Source organism: Streptomyces sp. NPDC127197 (assembly GCF_042672405.1).
In the GTDB taxonomy this organism is placed as follows: Bacteria; Actinomycetota; Actinomycetes; order Streptomycetales; family Streptomycetaceae; genus Streptomyces; species Streptomyces flavusporus.
This window is the reverse complement of record NZ_JBHXVG010000013.1, coordinates 69095-92130: the sequence shown is the minus strand read 5'-3', so window position 1 is coordinate 92130 and position 23036 is coordinate 69095. Positions and strand designations below refer to the sequence as shown.

The 23036-nt window shown below is 71.3% G+C and carries 16 protein-coding genes; 13 read left to right on the top strand and 3 right to left on the bottom strand.

The annotated features are described in order from the left end of the window. Positions 1–131: 131 nt before the first annotated feature. Entirely contained in the window at positions 132–1745 is a 1614-nt protein-coding gene (locus tag ACFVJQ_RS21610) for an NADH-ubiquinone oxidoreductase-F iron-sulfur binding region domain-containing protein (protein ID WP_385513791.1), read from the bottom strand. Further along, positions 1742–2965, bottom strand: coding sequence for a cytochrome b/b6 domain-containing protein (locus ACFVJQ_RS21605; protein ID WP_385513790.1), 1224 nt, complete (start codon positions 2963–2965; stop codon positions 1742–1744). Before ACFVJQ_RS21605 ends, ACFVJQ_RS21610 begins: the two co-directional genes overlap by 4 nt. Before the next feature lie 524 nt (positions 2966–3489). On the opposite strand from ACFVJQ_RS21605, the gene leuS reads away from it, so the two are divergent. The 9 genes from leuS to ACFVJQ_RS21560 all read left to right on the top strand — a co-directional run bounded on the left by leuS (position 3490) and on the right by ACFVJQ_RS21560 (position 14788). Beyond that, positions 3490–6369, top strand: coding sequence for a leucine--tRNA ligase (gene leuS / locus ACFVJQ_RS21600; protein ID WP_385785913.1), 2880 nt, complete (start codon positions 3490–3492; stop codon positions 6367–6369). Between the two features lie 172 nt (positions 6370–6541). Further along, positions 6542–7276 carry a hypothetical protein gene (locus ACFVJQ_RS21595; RefSeq protein WP_385513788.1) on the top strand — a complete coding sequence of 245 codons (735 nt, stop codon included), beginning with the start codon at positions 6542–6544 and terminating at the stop codon, positions 7274–7276. A gap of 103 nt (positions 7277–7379) precedes the next feature. Further along, entirely contained in the window at positions 7380–8225 is an 846-nt protein-coding gene (locus ACFVJQ_RS21590) for a DegV family protein (RefSeq protein WP_385785910.1), read from the top strand. Between the two features lie 120 nt (positions 8226–8345). After that, on the top strand, positions 8346–9383 hold the full coding sequence (locus ACFVJQ_RS21585; RefSeq protein ID WP_385785907.1) for a helix-hairpin-helix domain-containing protein: 1038 nt from the start codon (positions 8346–8348) through the stop codon (positions 9381–9383). Positions 9384–9451: 68 nt separating this feature from the next. Then, positions 9452–11950, top strand: coding sequence for a ComEC/Rec2 family competence protein (locus ACFVJQ_RS21580; protein WP_385786095.1), 2499 nt, complete (start codon positions 9452–9454; stop codon positions 11948–11950). 4 nt (positions 11951–11954) lie between these two features. Continuing rightward, the gene (locus ACFVJQ_RS21575) at positions 11955–12803 is read left to right on the top strand and encodes an arylamine N-acetyltransferase (protein ID WP_385513784.1); all 849 of its coding nucleotides are present in this window, start codon (positions 11955–11957) and stop codon (positions 12801–12803) included. A gap of 43 nt (positions 12804–12846) precedes the next feature. Continuing rightward, positions 12847–13092, top strand: a complete 246-nt coding sequence (locus tag ACFVJQ_RS21570) for a hypothetical protein (RefSeq protein WP_224740161.1) — start codon at positions 12847–12849, stop codon at positions 13090–13092. A gap of 182 nt (positions 13093–13274) precedes the next feature. Beyond that, the gene (gene holA, locus ACFVJQ_RS21565) at positions 13275–14264 is read left to right on the top strand and encodes a DNA polymerase III subunit delta (RefSeq protein WP_385513783.1); all 990 of its coding nucleotides are present in this window, start codon (positions 13275–13277) and stop codon (positions 14262–14264) included. Between the two features lie 128 nt (positions 14265–14392). After that, positions 14393–14788 (top strand): nuclear transport factor 2 family protein, encoded by a 396-nt coding sequence (locus ACFVJQ_RS21560; RefSeq protein ID WP_385513782.1) that lies wholly within the window; start codon positions 14393–14395, stop codon positions 14786–14788. A 207-nt stretch (positions 14789–14995) separates the two neighbouring features. Here ACFVJQ_RS21560 and rpsT read toward each other — a convergent pair whose 3' ends face one another. Beyond that, positions 14996–15262 carry a 30S ribosomal protein S20 gene (gene rpsT, locus ACFVJQ_RS21555; protein ID WP_009188551.1) on the bottom strand — a complete coding sequence of 89 codons (267 nt, stop codon included), beginning with the start codon at positions 15260–15262 and terminating at the stop codon, positions 14996–14998. 228 nt (positions 15263–15490) lie between these two features. Between rpsT and lepA the strand changes: the two genes are divergently transcribed. The 4 genes from lepA to hemW all read left to right on the top strand — a co-directional run bounded on the left by lepA (position 15491) and on the right by hemW (position 23015). Beyond that, positions 15491–17359, top strand: coding sequence for a translation elongation factor 4 (gene lepA / locus ACFVJQ_RS21550; RefSeq protein ID WP_224740162.1), 1869 nt, complete (start codon positions 15491–15493; stop codon positions 17357–17359). Positions 17360–17625: 266 nt separating this feature from the next. After that, the gene (locus ACFVJQ_RS21545) at positions 17626–19500 is read left to right on the top strand and encodes an AMP-dependent synthetase/ligase (RefSeq protein WP_385513781.1); all 1875 of its coding nucleotides are present in this window, start codon (positions 17626–17628) and stop codon (positions 19498–19500) included. A 202-nt stretch (positions 19501–19702) separates the two neighbouring features. Next, positions 19703–21751, top strand: a complete 2049-nt coding sequence (locus ACFVJQ_RS21540; protein ID WP_385785900.1) for a SpoIIE family protein phosphatase — start codon at positions 19703–19705, stop codon at positions 21749–21751. 31 nt (positions 21752–21782) lie between these two features. Next, positions 21783–23015, top strand: a complete 1233-nt coding sequence (gene hemW, locus ACFVJQ_RS21535; RefSeq protein ID WP_385513779.1) for a radical SAM family heme chaperone HemW — start codon at positions 21783–21785, stop codon at positions 23013–23015. Positions 23016–23036: the final 21 nt, after the last annotated feature.

Here is a 23036-nt window from a genome sequence, read left to right as displayed (position 1 = left end):
CGCGTGGCGGGGTCTCTGCCACCCGCGACCCCCATGGGCCGTCCATGCGGCCGTCGGCCCGGAGCAAGCGCGGCACGGCCGACCGGAGTTGAAGGGGCCACCCCTGGACGGGACGGCCCCTTCCTGCGTGCTCAGCGGCCGAGGGCGCGGCGGCCGCGGCCCTGGGAGAGGACCGGGAGGTTGCTGCGGGCGGGCGCCTGGGAGCGGGTGTCCTCCTCGATGCGCAGGGCGAGGGCCGGGCAGCGGCGGACCGCGCGCAGCGCCTTCGCCTCGGCGTAGCGCGGGACCTGGGCCTGCGCGACCGTCGGGAAGCCGTCGGCGCCGAGTTCGAAGACCTCCGGGAGGATGTCGGCGCACAGCCCGTGGCCCCGGCACAGCGTCCAGTCGACGTAGATCTTCTGACGGCTGGGACCGTTCTCCTCGGACTCGCCGCCGCCCGGGATGCCCGTCGGGGCCCTGCCGCCCTCGAAGAGCGGCAGAACGCCCTGCACGGGTCGTCCGCAGCCGTTTCCGAGGACATGGGCCGCCAGGTCGTCGGTGAAGGCCTTGACGGTCGACTCCAGGAACATCGCCGAGCCGTCCGGGTGCGAGCATGCGCCGCGCCGTTTCACGTTCTTGGCGACCTGCTTGAGCGCCTCCAGGGCGGCCGGACCGCCGCCGTTGAGGATGTCCTCCATGCCGCGCGCGGCGGCCGGCAGACCGAGGTAGCAGGGACCACACTGGCCCGCGCTCTCCTCCGCCAGCCACTGCGCCACCCGCAGCGACTCGCCGAGCGGGCAGGTGTCCTGACTGATCGGCAGGATCGCGCCGGCACCGAGCGAACCGCCCACCGCGTCGAGCGAATTGCGGGAGACGATCGCCTCGTTGACCGTCGCCGCGTCGATCCACTTGCCGTGGTAGCCGCCGGTGAGCACACCCTGCGGGACGGGCGGGGCGCCGGCCAGCTGGAGGACGTAGCGCAGCGGCACGCCCGTGGGGACCTCGATCACCATGGGGCGGGCGACCGCGCCGGAGACCGTGAGCATGACGGTGCCCGGCTCGTCGTACAGGCCGGTGTTGCCGTAGCGCTCCGGGCCGATGCGGGCGGCGATCGCCAGCTGGGCGAACGTCTCGGCGTTGGACAGGAGTGTGGGCGCGCCGCCGACGCCGCTCTGCGAGGCGCTGATCTTGCGGCCGGGCGGGATCGCCGGGCCGCCGTCGATGGAGCGGATCAGGGATGCGGCGGCTCCCGTGACCATACGGACCGGATTCCGCTGCACGCGCGCGCGGAGTGCCGATCGGCGTCCGTTGCTCAGGCCGCGTTCGGCGAGCGCGGCCTCCATGGAGCGTTGCGTGGACTCACGGGTGACCCCCACCACGAGCGTGCGGGCACCCAGTGCCTCGGCGCACAGCAGGGCGCCGTCGAGGATCAGATGCGGGGCACGGTTGATCAGCACCGTGTCCTTGCGGCAGGCCGGTTCGTCCTCGCTGCCGTTGACGACGACCACCGGCCGGACGCCGCGCTTGATCGCCGACTCGGCGACCGAGCGCAGCTTCTTGTGGAAGGGGAAGCCCGCGCCGCCGCGGCCCTTGAGGTTGATGCGTTCGGCGAGCTGCGCGAGCTGCTCGCCGCCCATGGGTTCGAGCGGCCCGTGCACCTTCAGGTGCATGGGCAGATCGAGTCTTTCGACAAGGTCGAAGCCCGACGTGAGCTGGGGAAGACCGACCACGCGGACTTCTGGGACGTCGGGCAGGGCCTCGTTCACTTATAGCCTCCGGAAGGCGTGTTCCAAGCTTCGCCCGAACCCGGTGCGTCGAAGTCGTAGGACGCACCGGGCAGTGTTTCAGTGGTGGGACCGCTGTTGTACGTGTCACTCGGGTTGTACGTGTCATTGAGGGTGTTCGACTCACCGGTGTCGTACACATCACTCCCGCCGTACCCGCTGGCGCCCGGATTGCCATAGGCCGGGATGTTGTATCCCGTGTCCTGGAGGGGGTCGTAGGCCGACGGGGGCGCCTCGCCGACGGGGGGCGGGGACGGGATCGGCCAGGATCCGGACGTGCTGCCGCCGGAGTCCATGCGCGGGAGCGCCTCCGTGGGCTGTGCGTCGAACGGCAACTCCATACGGGCGGTCTGGTCGGCTGCGAAGGACTGCTGGGGGCGTGGAGGTGCCGAGACGGCGCGGTACGCCGCCGAGAAACCGTTCGCCGGTTCCGGGCGGGCAGGGCGCTCGGCGGTCTCGTACAGCGGTCCTGAAGGTGCCGCCGTACGCGGCTGGGAGTCTCGCTGGTTCTCGTAGCCCGGCAGCGCGGACTCGCCCGCCCGGGCCCGGCTCTCCTCCAGTTGCTCCCGGCGGGGCGCCCGCTCGGTTCCCAGGAGCGCGGTGATCCGGTCGGCGACCCGGCGCTTGACGGGGCGGGGCGCCGCGCGCAGCGCGAGGGCCGCCCCGACGCCGATCAGGGACAGTACGTACAGGAACACGAAGAACGGCTTTGCCGAGCGACCCGCGTAGAGGCCGTGGACCAGCGCCGCACACCACGCCGGGTAGGCGAGCATGTGCATGGCCCGCCAGCGTGCCGCGACGGGCGCCGGGGACGCGAAGCGGTTGCGCAGGATGCCGGTGATGGCCACGAAGATCATGATCAGACCGGCCAGGGTGCCGAGTCCGATGAGGAAGCCTCTGCCCATGACCTCGTCGTCGTTGGCGAGGAGGAGCCCGAAGGGGATCACCGCGGCGATCCACGTGGTGTGGTCCAGGGCCAGCTTGGTCACGATGTGGACCAGCAGGAAGACGATCGAGGCGACGGCGGTGGTCCGGTGCACCGCCTGCGCCAGGATCCGTCGGCGGGCGTCGAGGAGGATCCGGTCCTGGGCGACGAGTCCCCAGATCACCGAGCAACTGAGGCAGACCAGTGACAGGACGCCCGCGCCGAAGTCGAGGAAATAAGCGAACGAGTCGTCCGCCGTGCTGTCGTCCGTGGTCACGACATTCCTCCCGACATCACGACGAAGGGCGGGAACAACAGAACGGCAGCGGCCGCCTCGAGGGCCGGCCGGCCCGGCCGGGGAAGCGGGCTGCTAAGAGGACAAGGGTCCATGGGGTGACTCCGAGCGGTATGGGAATGCGGTCCCGTGCCGCACTCTAGGCGCCGCCATACCGATGGGTACGAGGTTTGAGTTATTGCGCTGTTATCAAAGGACAATGAGCTTGTTGTGATGTCCCTTAGCGGCGGTTACGCGAAGTAACCTTTGACCATTGTTCAGTGTTCCGGGGGTGACACCGGTGCCGGACGTGCCCGAAAGGCCGTCGCGGGCCGCTCGACGGCTGCGGTACCCTGGCGCCATGCGTGCCGTACGCCTTCTGCTTAGCGGGCCGCGCTGATCAGTCCCGGCCACCGGGTCAACCGAGTGGGCCGGAATCGGCGCGGCGTCCCCTCCTGTGCGAGGGGATTTTTCGTTTCCTGACGTGACAGCCGCTGGCAGAGACGATCGATGGAGCTTTGAGGATCATGAGCGAGACGAACCCCGCTGCCGCCGCAGCCGTGCCGGCGGAGGCCGCGCCGCACCGCTACACGGCCGCCATGGCGGCCGAGATCGAGGCACGCTGGCAGGACTTCTGGGACGCCGAGGGTGTCTACGCGGCCCCGAACCCCGAGGGTGACCTGGCGGGTGACCCCGAGACGGTCGCCAAGCCCAAGAAGTTCATCATGGACATGTTCCCGTACCCCTCCGGTGCGGGCCTGCACGTCGGCCATCCCCTGGGCTACATCGCCACCGATGTGTTCGCCCGGTTCCAGCGGATGACCGGCCACAACGTCCTGCACACCCTGGGCTTCGACGCCTTCGGCCTGCCCGCCGAGCAGTACGCCGTGCAGACCGGCACGCACCCGCGCGTGTCCACCGAGGCCAACATCGAGAACATGAAGTCCCAGCTGCGCCGGCTGGGCCTGGGCCACGACAAGCGCCGGTCGTTCGCGACGATCGACCCGGACTACTACAAGTGGACCCAGTGGATCTTCCTGCAGATCTTCAACTCCTGGTACGACGACGAGGCGAACAAGGCCCGCCCGATCTCCGAGCTGATCGCCCAGTTCGTCAGCGGCGAGCGCGCGCTGCCCGGTGGGCGCTCCTGGAACGAGCTGAGCGCCGCCGAGCGCGCCGACGTCCTGAGTGAGTACCGCCTGGCGTACGCCTCCGACGCGCCGGTCAACTGGTGCCCCGGCCTGGGAACCGTGCTGGCCAACGAGGAGGTCACCGCCGACGGCCGCTCCGAGCGCGGCAACTTCCCCGTCTTCAAGGCCAAGCTGCGCCAGTGGAACATGCGCATCACGGCGTACGCCGACCGGCTGCTGGACGACCTGGAGCAGCTGGACTGGCCCGAGGCCATCAAGCTGCAGCAGCGCAACTGGATCGGCCGCTCCGAGGGCGCCCGCGTCGACTTCCCGATCGACGGCGAGCGCATCACGGTCTTCACCACACGCCCGGACACCCTGTTCGGCGCGACCTACATGGTGCTGGCGCCCGAGCACCCCCTGGTCGAGAAGTTCACGCCCCAGGAATGGCCCGAGGGCACCCACCAGGTGTGGACCGGCGGCCACGCGACCCCGGCCGAGGCCGTCGCCGCGTACCGCGCGCAGGCCGCCTCGAAGTCCGACGTCGAACGGCAGGCCGAGGCCAAGGACAAGACCGGCGTCTTCATCGGCGCGTACGCGACCAACCCGGTCAACGGCGAGCAGGTCCCCGTCTTCATCGCCGACTACGTCCTGATGGGCTACGGCACCGGCGCGATCATGGCCGTTCCGGCGGGCGACCAGCGCGACTTCGAGTTCGCGCGCGCCTTCGAGCTGCCGATCCACTGCATCGTCGAGCCGACCGACGGTCGTGGTACGGACACCTCGACATGGGAGGACGCCTTCTCGTCGTACGACGCGAAGATCGTCAACTCCGCCAACGACGAGATCTCCCTGGACGGCCTGGGCGTCGTCGACGCCAAGGCGCGCATCACCGAGTGGCTGGAGCGCAAGGGCATCGGCGAGGGCACCGTCAATTTCCGCCTGCGCGACTGGCTGTTCAGCCGCCAGCGCTACTGGGGCGAGCCCTTCCCGATCGTCTACGACGAGGAGGGCATCGCCCACGCGCTGCCCGAGTCGATGCTGCCGCTGGAGCTGCCGGAGGTCGAGGACTATTCGCCGCGCACCTTCGATCCGGACGACGCCGACACCCAGCCCGAGACGCCGCTGTCGCGCAACGAGGAGTGGGTCAACGTCACCCTGGACCTGGGCGACGGGCCGAAGAAGTACCGGCGCGAGACCAACACCATGCCCAACTGGGCCGGTTCCTGCTGGTACGAGCTGCGCTACCTGGACCCGCACAACGACCAGAAGCTGGTCGACCCGGAGATCGAGCAATACTGGATGGGTCCGCGCGAGGGTCAGCCGCACGGCGGCGTCGACCTGTACGTGGGCGGCGCCGAGCACGCCGTGCTGCACCTGCTGTACGCGCGCTTCTGGTCCAAGGTGCTGTACGACCTGGGGCACGTCTCCTCGGCGGAGCCGTTCCACAAGCTGTTCAACCAGGGCATGATCCAGGCCTACGTCTACCGCGACAGCCGCGGTATCGCGGTGCCGGCCGCCGAGGTGGAGGAGCGCGACGGCGCTTACTACTACCAGGGTGAGAAGGTCTCCCGGCTGCTGGGCAAGATGGGCAAGTCCCTGAAGAACGCGGTCACTCCGGACGAGATCTGCGCCGAGTACGGTGCCGACACGCTGCGGCTGTACGAGATGGCGATGGGCCCGCTGGACGTCTCCCGGCCGTGGGACACGCGCGCGGTGGTGGGCCAGTTCCGGCTGCTGCAGCGGCTGTGGCGCAACATCGTCGACGAGGCCACCGGTGAGGTGACGGTCGTCGACGGGGAGCCCGACGAGGAGACGCTGCGGGCGCTGCACAAGGCGATCGACGGTGTGCGCGGGGACCTGGAGGGCATGCGGTTCAACACCGCCATCGCCAAGGTCACCGAGCTGAACAACCACCTGACCAAGGCGGGAGGCCCGGTGCCGCGGTCTGTCGCCGAGCCGCTGGTGCTGATGGTCGCGCCGCTGGCGCCGCACATCGCCGAGGAGCTGTGGCGGAAGCTGGGGCACACCGATTCGGTGGTGCACCAGGACTTCCCCGTCGCCGACCCGGCGTACGTGGTCGACGAGACCGTGACCTGTGTCGTGCAGGTCAAGGGAAAGGTCAAGGCGCGGCTGGAGGTGTCGCCGGCCATCTCCGAGGAGGAGCTGGAGAAGGCGGCACTGGCCGACGAGAAGGTCGTCGCCGCGCTGGGCGGGGCCGGGATCCGCAAGGTGATCGTGCGGGCGCCGAAGCTGGTGAACATCGTTCCGGCGTAGGCGGCTGCGGCTGACGGTCGTCCCCTAAGGGCTGGTTCGCTGGTCCGTGCGGGGAGGTTCGGGGTTCTGTGCGGGCAGGTTCGGGGTTCTCCTGGAACTCCGGGCCTGCCCGCCTCGTTTACCGTTGAAGAGCGACGCGGTGCCGGCCGCGGCGGGGTTGAGGAGGAGCATCGTGGAAGCAGTGTTCGCAGTGTTCGCCCTTCTCCTCGTGCTCTTTGTGGTGCTCGGCGCCTATGCCACCGTGAAGGTCGTCGGCGCCGCCAAGCGCGGCGTGGACCGCACCATCACGCAGGCCCGCCGCACCGTCGAGGACCACACGCTGCGAGCCAAGTCCTTCGCCCAGCCCGGCCCCGCGGGCGAGATCGCCCAGCTGCGGCTGTCACTGCGGACATCGATGCGGGCCACCCAGGACGCGCTGCACGCGGGTGCGGCCGAGGACGAATCCCTGAAGGAGGCCCTCGGTCTCTTCCAACGGCTCAGCGCGCACGGGCACGAACTGGACGACGAACTCAGGCGCCTGGAGTCCGAACCGGACCGGACGACGCTCGCCGAGCGGCTGCCCACGCTGCGCGAGCGCACCGAGCGCATCACACGGTCGGCCGACTCACTGCGCTGGGCCGCCCGCGACCGGGCCCACCGCTTCGCGGACGACGACCTGGACTCCCTGAGCACACAGATCGACGTCGAGGCCGGCGCCCTGCGGCACTGGACCACCTCCGACACCTCGGCGACGCCGCCCCCGTGGCCGGAGGCACCGGCGGCCGACGCGGCGGCGCCCCAGCAGACCTGGCCGGAAACCCCGCAGCCGAACACGGCCGAGGAACCGACACGCCCCGCCATCACCCCGCCGGGCCCGCGCCCCACCTACCCCTGGCAGAAGAAGCCCCGCCCCGAGAGCACGACCTGAACCTCCCGCTCCCGCCCGTTTCCGTGGCGAGCCGAGGCCGGCCCCGGCACAGGTGAGAGGGCCGGGCTGCCGCCCGGGCGCTACGCCAGGTAACCTCCAGCTCATGTCCCGCCATGTCGCGATCGTCACCGATTCAACGGCCTACCTGCCGCCACGGACGATGGAGCGCCATGGCATCACCGCGGTGCCCCTGACCGTGGTCCTCGGTGACCGGGCCCTCGAGGAGGGCACCGAGATCTCGACCCGCTCCCTGGCCCAGGCGCTCCAGAAGCGACGCCCCGTCACCACCTCACGCCCCAGCCCCCAACTCTTCGCCGAGACCTACCGCAAGGTCGCCGAGGCCGGCGCCACCGGCATCGTCTCCCTGCACCTGTCCGCCGAACTGTCCGGCACCTACGACGCGGCGGTCCTGGCGGCACGGGAGGCTCCGGTGCCGGTGCGCGTGGTGGACACCGGGATGATCGCGATGGCGCTCGGCTTCTGCGCGCTGGCCGCGGCGGACGCGGTGGACGCGGGCGGCACGGTGGACGAGGCGGTCACGGCCGCGGAGAAACGGGCCGACGGGACGTCCGCCTACTTCTATGTCGACACCCTCGACTATCTGCGCCGCGGCGGCCGGATCGGCACCGCGCAGGCGCTCTTCGGCTCCGCGCTCGCCGTGAAGCCGCTGCTCCAGCTGAACGGCGGCCGTATCGAACCCCTGGAGAAGGTCCGCACGGCGTCGAAGGCGATCGCCCGGCTGGAGGAGATCGCGGCCGAGCGGGCGGGCGGTGCGCAGGTCGACATCGCCGTCCACCATCTCGCCGCGGCCGACCGCGCGTCGGCCCTGGCGGACCGCTTGCGGGCGCGGGTTCCGGGGCTGGCCGACCTGCATGTGAGTGAGGTGGGGGCGGTGATCGGGGCGCATACGGGGCCCGGGTTGCTGGGCGTTGTGGTGTCGCCGCGGTGAGGGGGCGTCGGCACGCTGTGTTCACCCGTGTGGGTGGCGAGGTTTTCCACAACTGGGCGGTAGTCCCCGGGAATTGAGCAAGATCATCGCGAGGGTGCGGCAGTGCCGGATCCTCGTCGCATGGCACTTCGATCACGCACTCGCGCAGCATCCGTCACCAGCGGACCGGGCCGAGGTCCCGCCTCCGACGGCCGTACCCTCCATCGTCATCGCCATCACCGTCGCCGTCCACCGGCGCGGGGCCGGAGCCGCAGTCGGCATGCGTCCGCAGAGGAACTCCGTCGACGGGCCGAGGTGCTCTTCGCCGAACGGGCCGGGGAATGGCGGGAGTCGGGAGCGGGGCCTCCGGTCGAGGAGCGGTCAAGTTCTGGGGAGGCCAGGGGGCCGGAGGCGAACCCCGGTGGCGAGGAGACGTCAACTGCGCCTGTCGGGGCGGGGGCCGGGTCCTGGCGGGAGCGGGCCGGACTTGCCGTGCGGGAGCGGATGCCGCTGTGGTTGCAGGCGAGGTGTGGCCTGGAGCGGCGGAGCGTGCTTGCGCTCACCGTGGTGCTCGTCGTCGCCGCCGGCTTCGCCGTGCAGCACTTCTGGACGGGGCGGACGCAGTCCGTGCAGGCGCCCGAGGTGGTCAAGGCGGCGGCTCCGTACGGAGTTCAGGAGGCCGAGCCTGCCGCGTCGGGCTCGCCGCCAGGCCCGGCCGGCGCCACCGGCACGCCCGTTGCCGAGATCGTGGTGGACGTCAGCGGAAAGGTGCGCGAACCCGGGATTCACCGGCTGCCGGCCGGTTCGCGGGTCGCCGACGCACTGCGCGCGGCCGGTGGGGTGCGTCCCGGCACGGACATCGACGGCCTCAACCGCGCACGCCTCCTCGTGGACGGTGAGCAAGTGGTCGTCGGCGGACCCCCACCCGTGTCGGCACCGGGTGCCCCCGCCGGAGTACCCGCGGGAGCAGCACCCGGGGTCCCGGCGGGACCCGTCTCCTTGAACACCGCCACGGTGGAACAGCTCGACACGCTGCCCGGCGTCGGCCCCGTGCTCGCGCAGCACATCATCGACTACCGCACGCAGCACGGTGGCTTCCGCTCGGTGGACGAACTGCGGGAGGTCAACGGCATCGGCGAGCGACGGTTCGCCGACCTGCGGGATCTGGTACGGCCATGAGGCAGGAGCAGGAGCAGGAGCAGGAGCAGGAGCAAGGCCAGGGCGTTTCTCTCGTCGCCCGTCGAGCCGTGCACGCGGCCTCCGGCAAGCGGCTGGGAGCCGCCCATCCGCGGCAGGAGGGCCCGACGGACCTCCGCCTCGTACCGCCCGCCCTCGCGGCGTGGGCGACCGCGGCGTTGGCGCTGCATGCCGCGCCGGGACTGCTCACCGGTGTCGTGGTCACCTGCCTGGCCGTGGCCGGTGGGCTGCTGCTCCGGCGGCGGGTCGGAAGGGGTGAAAGAGGCCGATGGGGCGGAAGAGACCGGCGTCCGGCGGTCGAGCGGCCGCGGCCGCGTGTCCCGGTCGCCGCCGTGCTGCTCTGTGTCGCCGCGGCCGCAGCGTCGGCCGGGCTGCACGGGGCGGACCTGCGCCGGGGGCCGGTGCCGGGGCTGGCGCGGCAGTTCGCCTGGGTGTCCGCCGAGGTGGAGGTCACCTCCGATCCCCGGCTGACCCGGCCCCGCGTCTCGGGAAATCGCCTGGCTCCGGCCTCCGTGCTGCTGCACGCGCAGGTGCGAGGCGTGGAGGTGACGCCAGGGACGCCGACGGTGACGCGGACACCGGTACTGGTGATCGTCGACGCCGAGCGGGGTGCCGGGCGTGAGTGGCTCAAGCTGCTGCCCTCCACGCGGGTCAGGGTGACCGGGCGGCTGGCGCCCGCTGCGGTGGGCGGCGACCGGATCGCGGCGGTGCTGCGGGTCCGGGATCAGCCGGTGCCCGAGGTGGTGGGGGAGCCGTCGGGGGCGCAACGGCTCGCGGGGCGGTTGCGTCAGGGGCTGCGGGAGGCCACCGACGGACTGCCGGCGGACGCGCGTGCGCTGTTGCCGGGGTTGGTCGTCGGGGACACCTCGCGGATCACACCGGAGCTGGACGAGGCCTTCAAGGAGACCGACCTCGCGCACACACTCGCCGTGTCCGGGAACAACCTCACGATCATTCTCGCCCTGCTCCTGGGGCCGCCCGGCCTGGCGCAGCGCAGTGAGCGCCGTGGCCTCGCACCCCGGCTCGGCATCCCGCTCCGGGCGACCGCGGTGCTCGGCGGAGCGCTCACGCTGGGCTTCGTGGTCGTGTGCAGACCCGACCCGAGCGTGCTGCGGGCCGCGGCCTGCGGAGCCGTGGCACTGCTCGCCCTGGCGACCGGTCGCCGCAGATCGCTGATCCCGGCACTGGCCATGGCAGTGCTGCTGCTGGTGCTGTACGACCCTTGGCTGGCCCGCAGTTACGGCTTCCTGCTGTCGGTGCTGGCCACCGGCGCTCTGCTCACCCTCGCGCCTCGCTGGAGCGCCGCGCTGCAACGGCGCCGGGTGCCGCCCAGGCTCGCCGAGGCGCTGGCCGCGGCGGGCGCGGCGCAGGCGCTGTGCGCGCCGGTCGTCGCGGTGTTGTCGGCGCGGGTGAGCCTGGTGGCGGTGCCCTGCAACCTGCTCGCGGAGTTCGCGATCGCGCCGGCCACGGTACTGGGCTTCGCGGCACTCGCGGCAGCGCCGGTGGCGATGCCGGTGGCCAAGGCGCTGGCGTGGGGCGCGAGTTGGCCTGCCGGGTGGATCGCGGACGTCGCCCGGACCGGGGCGGCGCTGCCCGGCGCCGGAGTGGACTGGCCGGGCAGCTGGGCCGGGGCGGCACTGCTCGCCCTGGTCACGGTGGGCGTCGTGGTCGTCGGCCGGCGGCTGCTGAGGCACCCGTGGCTGTGCGCGGCCTGCGGGGCGCTGCTGGCGCTGGCCGTGGTGCAGCCGCCGCCGCTGACCAGGGTGATCACGGGCTGGCCGCCGCCGGGCTGGCGGCTGGCGATGTGCGACGTGGGGCAGGGCGACGCGACGGTGCTCGCGGCGGGCGAGGGAACCGGGGTCGTCGTGGATGCGGGCCCGGACCCGAGGCTGGTCGACCGGTGCCTGCGCGACCTCGGCATCACCAGGATCCCCCTGGTGGTCCTCACCCACTTCCACGCCGACCATGTGGCCGGGCTGCCCGGCGTTCTGCGGGGGCGGGCGGTGGGGGCGGTCGAGACGACGGGGTTCGAAGAACCCTCGGACCAGGCGGAGTTCGTCAGAAGACAGGCGGCTGCCCGGGGGATTCCGGTCCGGCATGCCCTCGCGGGGGAGCAGCGGCGCACCGGGGACCTGTCCTGGCAGGTGCTGTGGCCGCCGCCGCGTCCGGCACCGGTCCCGGACGGTCCGAACGATGCCAGTGTCGCCCTGCTCGTACGGTCGGGAGGGCTGCGGATGCTGCTGCTCGGGGACCTCGAACCCCCGGCCCAGCAGGCCTTGTTGCGGTCACCGGCGGCCGGGGTGCTGGGCGGCGTGGACGTGCTCAAGGTGGCCCACCACGGCTCCGCCTACCAGGACCCGGACCTGATACGCCGGGCGGCCCCGCGACTGGCGCTGATCTCCTGCGGTGCGGACAACGCCTACGGACATCCCGCTCCCAGCACGGTCGCTGCGCTGCGGGACGGGGGAGCGGCGGTGCTGCGGACGGATCTGGACGGGGCGATGGCGGTCGTCGGTGCGGGCGCGGAGTTGCGCGTGGCGCGAGACTGAAGGCATGAACTCCGCACAGGTTGATGCCTACCTCCGCCGCCTGGGGGTCGCAAACCCGGCCTGGCCCACCGTCGACGTTCTGCGCGAACTGCATCTGCGCCATCTGCAGACCGTGCCCTTCGAGAACCTGTCGATCCACCTCGGCGAGAAGATCGTGCTGGAGGAGAAGCGGCTGCTGGACAAGGTGGTGGGGGCGCGGCGCGGCGGGTTCTGCTACGAACTGAACGGGGCGTTCGGCGCGCTGCTCGGCGCGCTGGGGTACGACGTGACGCTGCTGGCGGGACGCGTGTACGGGGAGGGGAGGCGGCTTGGGATCCCGTACGACCACCTCGCGCTGCGGGTGCGGACGGTCGACGCGGGCGAGTGGCTCGCCGACGTCGGGTTCGGTGCGCACTTCCACTATCCGCTGGCCTTCGAGGAGACCCGCGAACAGACGGATCCCGGTGGGATCTTCCGGATCGTCGAGGCGGGGCCGGACGCGGCGGGCGTACGGGGCGGCCCGGGCGCTGCGGGTGCGGCCGGGGCGGCCGACCTGGACGTCGTCAGGGACGGCAACCCCGTGTACCGGCTGGATCTGCGGCCGCGGGTGCTCGGAGACTTCGTGACCGGGGCCTGGTGGCACAGCACGTCGCCGGAGTCGCATTTCGGGAAGTCGCTGGTCTGCTCGCGGGTCACGGAGGACGGTGGGCGGATCACGCTGAGCGGGCGGCGGCTCAAGGTGACGGCAGCCGACGGGAAGCGCGACGAGCGGGAGCTCGCCGGGGACGAGGAGGTGCTCGCGGTGTACCGGGAGCGGTTCGGGATCGAGCTGGACCGGGTGCCTGCCGTGCGGCATCCCGGCCGGGCGGGCTGACCTGCTTGTTCGATTCCGGGAGCGGTGCCGGAAAATGGCTGCCGTGAGTGATGCGAGACATGTGCTGGTGCTGCCGGACCGCGATGCCGCGGAAGAGGTGGCCCAGGCGCTCGGGGAGCGGTTCGGGCTGGACGAGGAGCCGCGACTGCTGCGGGACGCGCTGGCCGGTGAGGACGACGCCGAGGACGCGCAGTGGCTGGTCGTGCTGCGGGACGAGGAGGGGCGGCTGGATCCCGGCGAGCTGGACGAGTTCGCGGGGGAGTGGGACGGGTGGCGGGAGGAACCGTAGCCCTGCCGGGCGGAGTGGCGCGGATCCGGTTGGCGTGGTCTCCCTTGGCGTGGCCTCCTTGGCGCGGTCGTCTCCCGTGGCGTGGCCTCCTTGGCGTGGCCCAACCTTGACGTGTGGCACCCCGTGGCGTGGCCCCCTTGGCCCGGACCCCGTTGTCAGTGGCCCGTGGGATGCTTGTCGCGATGGCCAGGAAGACTGCGAATGACGACCCTCTCGCCCCCGTGACGCTTGCCGTGGGCCAGGAGGACCTCCTGCTCGACCGTGCCGTGCAGGAGGTGGTGGCCGCCGCCAGGGCCGCCGACGCCGACACGGACGTACGTGACCTGACGCCGGACCAGCTGCAGCCCGGCACACTCGCGGAGCTGACCAGCCCGTCGCTCTTCGCGGAGCGCAAGGTCGTCGTCGTACGCAATGCGCAGGACCTGTCCGCCGACACGATCAAGGACGTGAAGGCGTATCTGGGGACGCCCGCCGAGGAGATCACCCTCGTGCTGCTGCACGCGGGCGGAGCCAAGGGCAAGGGGCTGCTGGACGCCGCGCGCAAGGCGGGCGCGCGGGAGGTGGCCTGCCCCAGGATGACGAAGCCGGCGGACCGGCTGGCCTTTGTCAGAAGTGAGTTCCGTGCGCTCGGGCGGTCGGCCACGCCCGAGGCCTGCCAGGCGCTCGTCGACGCCGTCGGGAGCGATCTGCGGGAGTTGGCGTCCGCGGTGTCCCAGCTGACCGCGGACGTCGAGGGGACCATCGACGAGGCGGTGGTCGGGCGGTACTACACCGGGCGGGCCGAGGCATCGAGCTTCACGGTCGCCGACCGGGCGGTCGAGGGGCGGGCGGCGGAGGCCCTGGAGGCGCTGCGCTGGTCGCTGGCGACCGGAGTGGCGCCGGTGCTGATCACGAGTGCGCTCGCGCAGGGGGTGCGGGCGATCGGGAAGCTGTCCTCGGCGCGCGGCGGGCGGCCGGCCGATCTCGCGCGGGAACTGGGTATGCCGCCGTGGAAGATCGACCGGGTGCGGCAGCAGATGCGGGGGTGGACGCCGGACGGGGTCGCGGTCGCCCTGCGGGCGGTTGCCGAGGCCGATGCCGGGGTGAAGGGCGGCGGGGACGATCCCGAGTACGCCCTGGAGAAGGCGGTCGTGACGATCGCGCGGGCGGCTCGGTCGAGAGGGCGGGCATAGTTCCCCGGCGTTTTTCCAGGCATTCCCCCACGTTCCCAGTGTTCCCTGGCGGCAGTGACGGGGTGAACGGAGGAGAATCGGGTGTATCAGCCGTACATCGCCGGACATGGGAAAGGTGGCGATCAGGCATGGCTGAGCACCCGCACGCAACTCTCGTCCGCAAGGGCTACGAGGCCTTCACGCGTGGTGACATGGACGCCCTGCGAGGGCTGATGACGTCGGACTGCACGCACCATGTGCCCGGCAGCCACCCCCTGTCGGGTGACTTCAAGGGGCAGGACGCGGTCATCGACATGTACGGCCGGCTCTTCCAGGAGACGGCGGGGACGATGCAGGTCGAGCTGCGCACCGTACTCGTCGACGGCCGGGGTCACGCGGTTGCCGTGCATCACATCACGGCGGAGCGCCAGGGCAAGCGCCTCGACGAGGACGGAGCGATCGTCTTCCGGATCGTCGGAGACAAGATGAGCGATCTCGACGAGTGCGTCGCGGACATCGACAAGGGCAACGACTTCTGGTCGTGACCGCGCATCGGCCCGCTCGGCCCGCTCACACCGAAGGCCCCGGCGCCCGCTCCGGGGAAGAGCGAGGTGCCGGGGCCTTCGGTTCAAGCTGGTGAGCCCGTACCCGCGTGGCGAACGCAGGCCGCGTACGGACTCGGGGTGCCGGTCGGGAGCGGATGAGAGAGGGCCCGCTCTGGGTCCTGCCGACGATCAGACCAGATGAGAGGTTCAGCCCTTGAGGGCAGCGACCTTGGAAGCCAGCGCCGACTTCTTGTTGGCGGCCTGGTTCTTGTGGATGACGCCCTTGGAGACGGCCTTGTCGAGCTGACGCGCGGCAGCGCGCTGGTACTCGGTGGCCTTCTCGACGTCACCCGCGGCAGCAGCCTCACGGGCCTTGCGGATCGCGGTCTTCAGGGAGGACTTGACGGCCTTGTTGCGCAGCCGAGCCTTCTCGTTGGTCTTGATCCGCTTGATCTGGGACTTGATGTTCGCCACGAATGAGCCTTTTCAGGTTCTGGCACGAGGCCGCACGGGACCCGCACCGGTGATTTTCTTGGGGTGCGCCTCGCGCTGAGAGGGCATGAGGCACAGCCACCCAGGCTACCAGTGGCCCTCTTGGTGGCCCAAACCGGTCGCCGGTCCCGGCCCGTGGGACCATGGAGACTACGTATCGATCCGACCCGAGACCGTTACCTGCGGATACCTCAAGAATCAGGACCCTGCGTGCCCGCGACCCCTAACCATGTGCCCGAGCCGAGCCGTACCGACCCGGCTCTGATCCGCAATTTCTGCATCATCGCGCACATCGACCACGGCAAGTCCACGCTCGCCGACCGGATGCTCCAGCTGACCGGTGTGGTCGAGCAGCGGCAGATGCGTGCTCAGTACCTCGACCGGATGGACATCGAGCGCGAGCGCGGCATCACGATCAAGTCCCAGGCCGTGCGCCTGCCCTGGGCGCCGACCCACGACAAGGGCAACACGCACATCCTCAACATGATCGACACCCCAGGGCACGTCGACTTCACGTACGAGGTCTCGCGGTCGCTCGCCGCCTGCGAGGGGACCATCCTCCTCGTCGACGCCGCCCAGGGCATCGAGGCGCAGACCCTCGCCAACCTGTACCTGGCGATGGAGAACGACCTCACGATCATCCCCGTACTGAACAAGATCGACCTGCCGGCCGCGCAGCCGGAGAAGTTCGCCGAGGAGCTCGCCAACCTGGTCGGGTGTGAGCCGGACGACGTGCTGAAGGTCTCCGCCAAGACCGGACTCGGCGTCGAGGCCCTGCTCGACAAGGTGGTCGCCGAGATCCCGGCGCCCGTCGGTGTCGCGGACGCGCCCGCGCGGGCCATGATCTTCGACTCGGTCTACGACTCCTACCGCGGTGTAGTGACGTACGTGCGTGTGATCGACGGGCAGCTCAACAAGCGTGAGCGGATCCGGATGATGTCCACGAACGCGACGCACGAGCTGCTGGAGATCGGCGTCAGCTCGCCCGAGATGCTCCCGGCGGACGGGCTCGGCGTCGGCGAGGTCGGTTACCTGATCACGGGTGTGAAGGACGTCCGGCAGTCCAAGGTCGGTGACACCGTCACCAGCCAGGCCAAGGGCGCCACGGAGGCGCTCGGTGGCTACAAGGACCCCAAGCCGATGGTCTTCTCCGGCCTGTATCCGCTGGACGGCTCCGACTACCCGTTGCTGCGTGAGGCCCTCGACAAACTCCAGCTCAACGACGCCGCCCTCGTCTACGAGCCGGAGACCTCCGCCGCCCTCGGCTTCGGCTTCCGCGTCGGCTTCCTGGGCCTGCTGCACCTCGACGTGATCCGGGAGCGGCTGGAGCGCGAGTTCGGCCTCGACCTGATCGCGACCGCGCCGAACGTGGTCTACCGGGTCGTGATGGAGGACGGCAGCGAGCACACCGTCACCAACCCGAGCGAGTTCCCCGAGGGCAAGATCAACGAGGTGTACGAGCCGGTCGTACGCGCCACGATCCTCGCGCCGACCGAGTTCATCGGCTCGATCATGGAGCTGTGCCAGACCCGGCGCGGCACCCTCCTCGGCATGGACTACCTGTCCGAGGACCGGGTCGAGATCCGGTACACCCTGCCGCTGGCCGAGATCGTCTTCGACTTCTTCGACCAGCTGAAGTCCAAGACCCGCGGGTATGCCTCGCTGGACTACGAGCCCACCGGCGAGCAGACCTCCAGCCTCGTCAAGGTCGACATCCTGCTGCACGGCGACAAGGTCGACGCCTTCTCGGCGATCACCCACAAGGACCAGGCGTACGCGTACGGCGTGCGGCTCGTCGCCAAGCTCAAGGAACTGATCCCGCGGCAGGCCTTCGAGGTGCCGGTGCAGGCCGCCATCGGTTCCCGGGTGATCGCCCGCGAAACCATCCGCGCCATCCGCAAGGACGTCCTCGCCAAGTGCTACGGCGGTGACATCTCCCGTAAGCGGAAGCTGCTGGAGAAGCAGAAGGAAGGCAAGAAGCGGATGAAGATGGTGGGTTCCGTGGAGGTTCCGCAGGAGGCCTTCATCGCGGTGCTCTCCAGCGATGACAGCGCGGGATCGGCCAAGGGCAAGAAGTAGCCGCCGGTAACAAACGAATACCTCACAAATCATGCGCAACAGGGGCCTGCCGTCCACGACGGCGGGCCCCTGTTGCATGCATACGGCCGTCCTTCTGGAGGAAGTGACAAAGCGCGGAGTCTTACGCAGTGGCCGGTCGGCCTCTACCCTGATCCCTGCTCGATAGTTACTCGCGAGTTAAACAACAGCGCGCGAGTGAAAACTGCCGCACCGAAGGCGCATGCCGCCCTGAGCCAGCCGCACTGTCGCGGGCCCCGGAGGATGTCGTGAGCGACACACAGACTTTGATCGAGAACCGTCCGCCGTCCGTCGCGGGCCTCTTCCTGGAGCGCGTGGCGGCCACACCGGACGCCGAGGCATACCGCTACCCGGTCCCGCCGGCCTCCGGCCAGGGGCCGGACGACTGGAAGTCCCTGAGCTGGGGACAGACCGCCGAGCGGGTGTACGCGATCGCCGCCGGGCTGATCGAGCTGGGCGTCCAGCCGGAGCAGCGGGTCGCCCTGGCCTCCGCCACCCGGATCGAGTGGATCCTCGCCGACCTCGGCATCATGTGCGCGGGCGCGGCCACCACCACGATCTACCCGCAGACCAACGCCGACGAGTCGGCGTTCATCCTCGCCGACTCCGGCAGCCGGGTCCTCGTCGCGGAGAACGCCGAGCAGCTGGCCAAGGCGCAGGAGAAGCGCGCCGAGCTGCCCGGGCTCACGCATGTCGTGGTCATCGACGCCGACGGCGTGGAGACCGGCGACTGGGTGCTCAGCCTCGCCGATCTGGAGGCCCGGGGCGCGGCCCGGCTGGAGAAGGACCCCGACCTGATCAAGGAGCGGGTCGGCGCGATCACCAAGGACCAGCTGGCCACCCTGATCTACACCTCCGGCACCACCGGCCGGCCCAAGGGTGTCCGCCTCCCGCACGACAACTGGTCGTACATGGCGAAGGCGACCGCCGCGACCGGGCTGATCAGTGCGGAGGACGTGCAGTACCTGTGGCTGCCGCTCGCGCATGTCTTCGGCAAGGTGCTCACCTCCGGGCAGATCGAGGTCGGGCACGTCACCGCGGTCGACGGGCGGGTCGACAAGATCATCGAGAATCTGCCGGTGGTGCAGCCGACGTACATGGCGGCCGTGCCCCGCATCTTCGAGAAGGTCTACAACGGCGTCGCCGCGAAGGCCCGGGCCGGCGGCCCCGCCAAGTACAAGATCTTCCAGTGGGCGGCCGGCGTCGCCCGCGAGTACGCCAAGGTCTCGCAGGACAACTTCCGCCGCACCGGTACCGCGTCCGTCCCCTTCGGGCTCGGCGCCAAGCACAAGGTCGCCGACGCGCTCGTCTACTCCAAGCTGCGGGAGGCCTTCGGCGGGCAGCTGCGGGCGTGTGTGTCGGGGTCGGTCGCGCTGGCCCCGGAGATCGGATTCTTCTTCTCCGGCGCCGGCATCCACATCCTGGAGGGCTACGGGCTCACGGAGTCCTCCGCGGCGTCCTTCGTCAACCCCGGCGAGGCCTACCGGACGGGCACGGTCGGCAAGCCGCTGCCCGGCACGGAGGTCCGCATCGCGGAGGACGGCGAGATCCTGCTGCGCGGCCCCGGGATCATGGAGGGCTACCACGGGCTGCCCGAGAAGACCGCCGAGGTGCTGGAGGCCGACGGCTGGTTCCACACCGGTGACATCGGCGAGCTGTCGCCCGACGGATATCTGCGGATCACCGACCGGAAGAAGGACCTGTTCAAGACCTCGGGCGGCAAGTACGTGTCGCCGACCGAGATCGAGGGGTCGTTCAAGTCGGTGTGTCCGTACGTCTCCAACATCCTCGTGCACGGCGCGGACCGGAACTTCTGCACCGCGCTGATCGCGCTCGACGAGCCGTCGATCCTGCAGTGGGCCAAGGAGAACGGGCTGGAGGGCAAGTCGTACGCCGAGGTCGTTGCCGCGCCGGCCACGGTCGAGATGGTCGACGGGTACGTGCAGCAGCTCAATGCCGGGCTGCAGCGGTGGCAGACGGTCAAGAAGTTCCGGCTGCTGCCGCGGGACCTGGACGTGGAGCACGGCGAGATCACGCCGAGCCTGAAGCTGAAGCGGCCGGTCGTCGAGCGGGAGTACCAGCACCTGCTGGACGAGATGTACGCCGGGACGCGGGAGGCGTAGCGGCCGGTCCTCCGGGAAGTGTCGGGTCCGTCTGCGGGTGCTCGAATCTGTCCGGCTTCTGTCGGGCTTCGAACGCACCCGTAGCACGGTTCCCGCCCATGGCGGCCCACTTCGGTAACTCCGCGCTTATGGGCGTGCCTCATCTGTCACCCTGTCGGCAACGATCGAGGCGTATTCGTCCGAACTGCTCGGGGAGCTGTAGATGGGGGCCATTCCGGCGCAGCGGGAGACCGTTTCCCTTGCCTCTGATGTGCCTGCGCACGCCTTTGACCCGCCGGCGTACGAGGGTGGGCCGCAGGACGCCGCACGGATGCGCGCCACCCTGCACGGCGGCCCGCTCGCGCCGGGCGCCGCGCGCGGTCTGCTGCGGGTGGCGTTCCAGCAGTGGGCGGGTCTCGGGCTGCCCGGCGCGGACCGGCTGACCGACCGGCTGGCCCATGACGCCATGGTCGTCGTCAGTGAGCTCGTCACCAACGCCGTGGTGCACGCCGGCACCGACGTCGAGCTGGTCTGCTGCCTGCAGCCCGAGTCGGGCGCCGTCGTCGTGGAGGTCTGCGACCACCACCCCTCGCGTGCGCCGCGCGACGGGGAGAGCGAAGCGGCGTACGAGGCCGCGGAGTACGGCCGCGGGCTGCGCCTCGTCTCCGCGATGTCCGAGGCCTGGGGCGTCAGCTATCGCCGGGGCGCCAAGACGGTGTGGGCGCGGGTGCCGGCCGAGGGGAGCGCGGACGCCGACGCCCTGGAACGGACGGGCTTTCCCGGTGCCGAACTCCTCGCGCCCGAGCCCCATCGGTCCGAGCGGGACCGGGACTGGCTGGGCCGGGGCGCGCTGTCCTTCCTCGCCGAGGCCTCCGACCTGCTCGCCGGACAGCTCGACGAGGACCTCGTCGCCGCGCTCACCGGCCAGCTGATCGTGCCGCGGCTGGCCGACTGGTGCGCGGTGTGGCTGGAGGACGAGGCGCTGGGCGGCCGGGGTGGCTGGGGCGACGCCACCGGGGCGCCCGGGCCGCGGCTGGCCCGGGTCTGGCACAGCAGCGAGGAACGCATCGAGGAACTCCGCCGGTGCCTGGAGCAGGAACCGCCGCGTCCGTCGGACGGGTTATCGGCGGGGCCGGTGGCTTATCCGTGGCCTGGAGAGGGTCTCGGGGTCCGCGGGGCGGATGGTGCTGGGGCTGGTAAGGCCCTTGACATTCCTGGGGCGCAGGCCGACAGCCGTGCGCTCGCCGGGCGGGACGTTTCCGGTGCCGCGGCGGCGTCCGGCGCGGGAGGCGAGCAGGCCGGGGAGGAGGGCCACGAAGCGGAGGGGGCCGCCCTGGCGTACCGGCTGGTCGCCGGTGGGCGGCCGCTCGGCACGCTCGTCATCGGGCGGGTCGGCGTCCCGCGGTTCCCGGACGAGATCACCGGGCTCGTCGAGGACCTCAGCCGCCGCGTGGCGCTCGCCATCGGCGCGGCCCGGCAGTACGCCCGGCAGGCCACCATCAGTGCCGTACTCCAGCGCGGACTGCTGCCCGGCGCCGTCGCCGAGATCCCCGGCGTACGCAGTGCCCTCGTCTACGAGCCCTGCGACAAGGGCGGACCGAGCGGCGACTTCTACGACCTGTTCCCGGCCGGCGACGGCCGCTGGTGCTTCGCCGTCGGCGACGTCCAGGGCAAGGGCCCCGAGGCCGCCGTCGTCATCGGCCTGGCCCGCCCCTGGCTGCGGCTGCTGGCCCGCGAGGGCTACCGCGTCGCCGACGTCCTCGACCGCCTCAACCAGCTCCTCCTCGACGACGCCACGGAGGCCGCGGACGCGGCCGCCCGCGCCCTGGTGGGCCCGGTCGGCCCCGGCGACGGCCCGCAGACCCGCTTCCTGTCCCTCCTCTACGGCGAGCTGGTCCCCTTCGACGGCGGAGTCCGCTGCACCCTCGCCTCCGCCGGACACCCCCTGCCGCTGCTCCTCGGCTCCGACGGCGACGTCCGTACGGCCGCGCAGCCGCAGACCCTCCTCGGGGTCGTCGAGGACGAGACGTACACGAGTGAGACGTTCGAGCTGCGGCCCGGCGACAGCCTGCTGTGCGTCACGGACGGCGTGACCGAGCGGCGCTGCGGCTCGCGCCAGTTCGACGACGGGGACGGGCTGGCGACGGCACTGGCCGGCTGCGCGGGGCTGAGCGCCGAGCTGATCGCGGAGCGGATCAAACGGCTGGTGCACGACTTCGGCGGGCGCCCGCCGGAGGACGACCTGGCCCTGCTGGTCCTGCAGGCGGAGTAGTACGTCATTCGGGTGCTGGACAATGGAGGACATGCCTTCCGCACTCCCCGACGGCGAGCCCGTCCCCGACGACGGCGCGCTGCCCGCGCCCGCGCTCGCCGGGGCCGCGGACCGCCCCCTCGGGTTCTACCTGCACGTCCCGTACTGCGCGACCCGCTGCGGCTACTGCGACTTCAACACCTACACGGCGACCGAGCTGCGCGGCACGGGCGGCGTCCTCGCCTCCCGCGACAACTACGCCGACACCCTGATCGACGAGATCCGCCTGGCCCGCAAGGTCCTCGGCGACGACCCGCGCGAGGTCCGCACGGTCTTCGTCGGGGGCGGTACGCCCACGCTGCTGGCAGCCGACGATCTCGTACGGATGCTGGGGGCGATCCGGGACGAGTTCGGGCTGGCGTCGGACGCGGAGGTCACGACGGAGGCGAATCCGGAGTCCGTCGACCCGGCGTATCTCGCCACGCTCCGGGACGGCGGCTTCAACCGCGTCTCCTTCGGCATGCAGAGCGCGAAGCAGCATGTGCTGCGTGTGCTGGACCGTACCCACACGCCGGGGCGTCCCGAGGCGTGCGTGGCGGAGGCCCGCGCGGCGGGCTTCGAGCACGTCAACCTGGACCTGATCTACGGCACGCCGGGCGAGTCGGACGACGACTGGCGGGCGTCGCTGGACGCCGCGCTGGGCGCCGGGCCGGACCACATCAGCGCGTACGCCCTGATCGTCGAGGAGGGCACGCAGCTGGCGCGTCGCATCCGCCGGGGCGAGATACCGATGACGGACGACGACGTGCACGCCGATCGGTACCTGATCGCGGAGCAGCGGCTGTCCGAGGCCGGCTTCGACTGGTACGAGGTGTCCAACTGGGCCACGTCCGAATCCGCCCGCTGCCTGCACAACGAGCTGTACTGGCGCGGCGCGGACTGGTGGGGCGCGGGACCGGGGGCGCACAGTCACGTCGGGGGCGTGCGGTGGTGGAACGTGAAGCATCCCGGCGCTTACGCGGCGGCGCTGGCTGCGGGACGGTCGCCGGGGGCAGGACGTGAGGTCCTCTCCGACGAGGACCGCCGGGTGGAGCGCATCCTGCTGGAGCTGCGGCTGCGGGAGGGGGTGCCGTTGTCGCTGCTGCGGGAGGCGGGGCTGGCGGCTGCGCGCCGGGCGCTGTCGGAGGGGCTCCTCCAGGAGACACCGTACGAGCAGGGCCGCGCGGTGCTGACGCTGCGCGGGCGGCTGCTGGCGGATGCGGTGGTCAGGGACCTGGTGGACTGATCACTCCGGCGGGTGAGGTCA